Here is a 4,284-nt window from a genome sequence, read left to right as displayed (position 1 = left end):
CTGCTGGACGCCGGGCATGCGATCGCCCTTGGCGGTTGCCGGCACGACCAGCCCCGCGGTCGTATAGGTCTCGGCCGCCTTGACCGGCTTGCTCGCATTTGCTGGTGGCGGCGCCTGCCAGGCATTGGCGGCCATCACCGCGGGCACGGCTGGTGCCGCCGGTGTCGATCCGGCAAAAGCGGCGGTCGCCGCAGCCGGCTGTGCGGCGGGATCGAGCGGCAGCTCGGCCGTCTGAACGGGGGCGATCCCTGATGATTCCGGCAGCACCGAAACTGTCTCCGGCAGCGGCACGGTGAAGCCGGCGCCAGTGCCGGCGACGGTCGCGGTTTCGGTGAGAGCAGGCGCGGACTTCATCTGCGAGGTCGACGTGCAGCCGCTGATGCCGACGGCGGCCAGGATCACGCCGATCTCGATAAGGTTGAGTTTTGCTGGCAAGCCGCGCTCGGGTCCGGTTTGTCGGGTTGTTAAGAAATTCCTTACACCAGCGATTCAGGCCGGGCAATCGGGGCGCTCAGGTGGTTTTCGGGTGGCGAGACGCAGGCGGTGATGCCATATTGTTCCGGATATGTACCGGAACGAATCCCGGATTTCGCCACTTTGCGGGAAGGAACGCATCATGGTCACGACAGTTTCGATCACGGCCGGCCACGCAGTGTTAGAAACAGTGATCGGTTTCATGGGCATTGCCTGGAGCGAAAAGGGCCTGATCCGGCTCTGCCTGCCCGAACGCAGCCGCGAGGCGGTGGAGCGGCGCCTGCTGCGCCATGGCGGCGTTTCCAGTGCCACGGCGCAGCCGCCATGGGTGGTCGAGCTGATCGCGGCGATCAAGGCCTATGCGGCGGGCGAGGACATCGATTTCTCCGCCGTGCCGGTCGATCTCGACGGCGTCGACGATTTCCGCCTCGCCATTTACGACGCCGCGCGAAAACTCTCCTTCGGCGAAACCACCACCTATGGCGAGCTGGCCAAAACCGCCGGCCATGCCGGGCTCGCCCGCGAAACCGGGGCCGCCCTTGGCTCAAATCCGGTGCCGCTGGTCATCCCTTGCCATCGCATCCTTGCCGCCGGCGGCAAGATCGGCGGCTTCTCGGCGCCCGGCGGATCGATCACCAAGGAGAAGATGCTGGCCATGGAAGGCGTGCGCGTCGGCCCTCCGCCACCAGCGCAGGTGTCGTTCGGGTTTTGATGTAGGCAGGTGCCTAGTTGTTGTGGAAGAACCGCCGGCGGAAATGCCGGTCATTGTCCGGCCGCTTGCAGTTGTAGACCGGGCAGGACTTTGTGTCGGCGCTCGGCACGTAGGCCCGTGTCCTCACCTCGCCCATGCTGCAGAATCGCTGGCTCTGCACATAGCGGTCGTAGAGCGGCAGTCCCGGCACCCGCTTCGACTGGTAGCGCAGGATGACCGCCCCTTGCCGGGCGATCGTCCCCTGAACCTTGCCGCAGCTCATACGCGTCGGGTCGTAGCGCGAGATCGCCTGCGCCTGAGCGGCGACAAGCGTCAGGCAGGCGGCAAGCAGAATGATTTTCATGGTCCTCTCCCCAAGATCCCCTCCCAAGCGGGTGTGGATCGAGCGCCCACAGGCTCCGATCATCGCGACGCTCTCACGCGATTGGGGCGGCCATTGGGCGGCGCCCTCATCACGGCTTTCTCACGCAGTCTTGTTTTTCGTGCGAAAGCAGCCTATATGCCTTCCATTGATATTTCGGCCGATCGATCCGGGCCTCGCGATAATCGCGTTTGCTGACGTCTATCTCCAAAATCTCGATGCACACCGGCTGGACCTCGGTCCGGTCAATCTAAAGCAAATGTGAAGGACTATCTAAATGGCAACTGGAACGGTCAAGTGGTTCAACGCCACCAAGGGCTTCGGCTTCATTCAGCCTGACGCGGGCGGCGCGGACGTTTTCGTCCACATCTCCGCTGTTGAGCGTGCTGGACTGTCGACCCTGGTCGAAGGCCAGAAGATCAACTTCGAGATCGAGCAGGACCGCCGCACTGGCAAGTCGTCCGCTGGATCTCTGAGCAAGGCAGCCTGATTTTGCGATAGCGCGCGCCGGGCGAGAGCTCGGGGCGCGCGGCAAGTCACGGATGTACTGACAGTCGCGCGAGAAGCGCGCTGGAGCGGAAAGACCCGACAAGCTGGATCAGCAGATAGCTGCCAGCCCGGACCGGACCCTCCCGATCAGGCTACCAAGCATGGAAGGCGGGATTTATCCCGCCTTTTTGCTGTCTGGGGTTAGGTGCTGCAACGTGCGCTACAGTCCCACCGGTGGTACTTTTAGCCTAGTAGTGGTATCATTCGGCCATGACCAAGCTTGAGCAAATTGAAAAATCCGTTGCGGAACTGAGCCCTGAAGAACTGAAGGCGTTTGCTGCCTGGTTCGAAGCGCTTCGGGAGGATATGTGGGATCGGCAGATCGAGGCCGATGCGAAAGCCGGCCGATTGGATAAGCTTGCCGAACAGGCACTGACGGACCATCGCGCTGGTCGGACGCGGCCTCTGTGAATCACGTCGCCTCCCCATCCTTTTGATCCCTCGCTGCATTTCAAACAGGTCGGACGCTACTGGTCTGCGCGAGTTGACGACAATTACCGGACTGTTGCCACCCGCACCAACGATGATGTGATCTGGTTCTGGATCGGCACCCATGCGGACTATGATCATCTCTTGAAGTAGCTACCCATCCGCCCACCTGGCGCGGGACAAACTACCCCATCCACCCGATCAGCACATGCCCCGGATCCGCTTCCACTCGGCCAAGCCAGGCCGCCACCGCCGGATAGGCGTCGAGCTGGAAGCCGCCCTGCTCCGCCGTATGCGTATAGGCATAGAGCGCGATGTCGGCGACGCTGAGCGCGCTGCCGGCGAAGAAGGCATTGTTTTCCAGATGCCTGTTCATCACGCCGAGCGCCTTGTTGCCGCGCTCCAGCGTCACCGCCAGCCGCTCCGGGGTCGCATCCCCAGCACGTTCGGGGAAGGTCAGCAGCGCCTTGCGCACGGCAATGTAAGGCTCGTGGCTGTATTGCTCGAAGAATAGCCATTGATAGGCAAGCCCACGCTCATACCTGTCCGCCGGCAGGAAGCGTGTGCCTTCGGCGAGATAGAGCAGGATGGCGTTGGATTCGGCCAGCCGCCGGCCATCGTCGAACTCGAGCAGCGGCACCATAGCATTCGGATTCTTGGCGACAAAGTCGGCTTTGCGCGTATCGCCGGTGTGCGAACTCACTTCGACATTGGTAAAGCCAAGGCCAAGCTTGGCCATCAGCAGGCGCGGCTTGTAACAATTGCCGCTGTCGATCATGCCGTAAAGTATCATGGCTGTTCCCCGGAGCACTGTCTCCGCGCGATTATCGCAGCGGCCGCGGTCTCAACCAATGATTTGTTTTGGTACGACGATCAGCGCCGCTGATGTGTGAATCGCCGAAAATCTGAGGCCGTTGAAGGGCATGTTGAGATTCAGGTCAGGCCGAGCCGAAAACGGTGGGTTCCGAGAACCGGAGCGGAGCGTACTTAAGTACGTGAGCACCGGAAGCGCAGGAAGCCGCCGTTTGCAGGCCGGCATCACCTGAATATCGACATGCCCTAGCCAAAGAGGGGCACGACCTTGCTGTCCCGGCCCAGCAGCGCATCGATGACCAGCGGTTTCTCCTCGAATACCGTGCCGGCCAAGGCCGGACGGGCAAGGAGAAAACCCTGCAGCAGGTCGACGCCGCCTTCGAGCGCGACGCGCAGATGGGTGGGCTGCTCGATGCCTTCGACCAGCACCTTGGCGCCGCGGTCATGCAGGCTGGAAACCAGCGGGCGGAAGAACCGTTCGGCGGCAGCGTGGCGGCAGAACTCCGCGAACCAGGTGCCGTCGATCTTGACGATGTCGGGCTTGAGCAGGCTCACCCGCTCCTCGGTCGAGTGCCCGGTGCCGAAATCGTCTATGGCGATGCGGATGCCGTCGCGCCGCATTTCGCGCACCAGCCGCACGAGAAGCGCGTCGTCCGCCGCCTGTTCGGTGATTTCGCAGACCAGCATGGCCGGCGCCAGGCCGAACTCGCCGAGATGCCTGGTCATCAGGCGAATCTCGGCCATTGCCCGCCCGGCATGGTCGTTGATCAACGGGTTGTAGTTGAAGAACAGGTCGAGCCCGTCGACGCCGATGTTGCGGAAATTCCTGAGATGCAGCGCCCGGCACATAGTTTCCACAAAAAGCCGGTCCGAGACGGCAACGCTTTCAAAGAACACCTTCGGCGCGCCGGGGCGGCCGGCACGGTGCGGCACGATCCGGGCTTTG

6 protein-coding genes and 1 pseudogene are annotated in these 4,284 nt (G+C 62.7%); 3 read left to right on the top strand and 4 right to left on the bottom strand.

The window, feature by feature from the left end; all coding sequences use genetic code 11:
* A pseudogene (locus EOD15_RS29680) lies at positions 1-435 on the bottom strand (lytic transglycosylase domain-containing protein); the annotation flags it as partial.
* A gap of 181 nt (positions 436-616) precedes the next feature.
* Between EOD15_RS29680 and EOD15_RS29675 the strand changes: the two are divergent.
* Positions 617-1,186, top strand: coding sequence for a methylated-DNA--[protein]-cysteine S-methyltransferase (locus EOD15_RS29675; protein ID WP_127381720.1), 570 nt, complete (start codon positions 617-619; stop codon positions 1,184-1,186).
* 13 nt (positions 1,187-1,199) lie between these two features.
* Here the strand turns inward: EOD15_RS29675 and EOD15_RS29670 are convergent, their stop codons facing one another.
* Positions 1,200-1,529, bottom strand: coding sequence for a hypothetical protein (locus tag EOD15_RS29670; RefSeq protein ID WP_023809723.1), 330 nt, complete (start codon positions 1,527-1,529; stop codon positions 1,200-1,202).
* Positions 1,530-1,824: 295 nt separating this feature from the next.
* On the opposite strand from EOD15_RS29670, the gene EOD15_RS29665 reads away from it, so the two are divergent.
* Positions 1,825-2,037 (top strand): cold-shock protein, encoded by a 213-nt coding sequence (locus EOD15_RS29665; RefSeq protein ID WP_010910991.1) that lies wholly within the window; start codon positions 1,825-1,827, stop codon positions 2,035-2,037.
* A 269-nt stretch (positions 2,038-2,306) separates the two neighbouring features.
* Entirely contained in the window at positions 2,307-2,507 is a 201-nt protein-coding gene (locus tag EOD15_RS29660; RefSeq protein WP_027039317.1) for a hypothetical protein, read from the top strand.
* A 202-nt stretch (positions 2,508-2,709) separates the two neighbouring features.
* On the opposite strand, the gene EOD15_RS29655 is transcribed toward EOD15_RS29660, so the two are convergent.
* Positions 2,710-3,318, bottom strand: coding sequence for a glutathione S-transferase family protein (locus EOD15_RS29655; RefSeq protein ID WP_127322770.1), 609 nt, complete (start codon positions 3,316-3,318; stop codon positions 2,710-2,712).
* A gap of 266 nt (positions 3,319-3,584) precedes the next feature.
* The coding region (locus EOD15_RS29650; protein WP_148129695.1) for an EAL domain-containing protein at positions 3,585-4,284 on the bottom strand (700 nt) is incomplete at its 5' end.

It is taken from the genome of Mesorhizobium sp. M7A.T.Ca.US.000.02.2.1, from assembly GCF_003996995.1.
Lineage (GTDB): Bacteria > Pseudomonadota > Alphaproteobacteria > Rhizobiales > Rhizobiaceae > Mesorhizobium.
This window is presented reverse-complemented; position numbering and strand designations above follow the sequence as displayed.

Bases quoted from the DNA above. Each gene is read 5' to 3' on its own strand.
- EOD15_RS29660 (WP_027039317.1), top strand. From the start codon at position 2,307: ATGACCAAGCTTGAGCAAATTGAAAAATCCGTTGCGGAACTGAGCCCT.
- EOD15_RS29675 (WP_127381720.1), top strand. From the start codon at position 617: ATGGTCACGACAGTTTCGATCACGGCCGGCCACGCAGTGTTAGAAACA.
- EOD15_RS29665 (WP_010910991.1), top strand. From the start codon at position 1,825: ATGGCAACTGGAACGGTCAAGTGGTTCAACGCCACCAAGGGCTTCGGC.
- EOD15_RS29670 (WP_023809723.1), bottom strand. From the start codon at position 1,529: ATGAAAATCATTCTGCTTGCCGCCTGCCTGACGCTTGTCGCCGCTCAG.
- EOD15_RS29655 (WP_127322770.1), bottom strand. From the start codon at position 3,318: ATGATACTTTACGGCATGATCGACAGCGGCAATTGTTACAAGCCGCGC.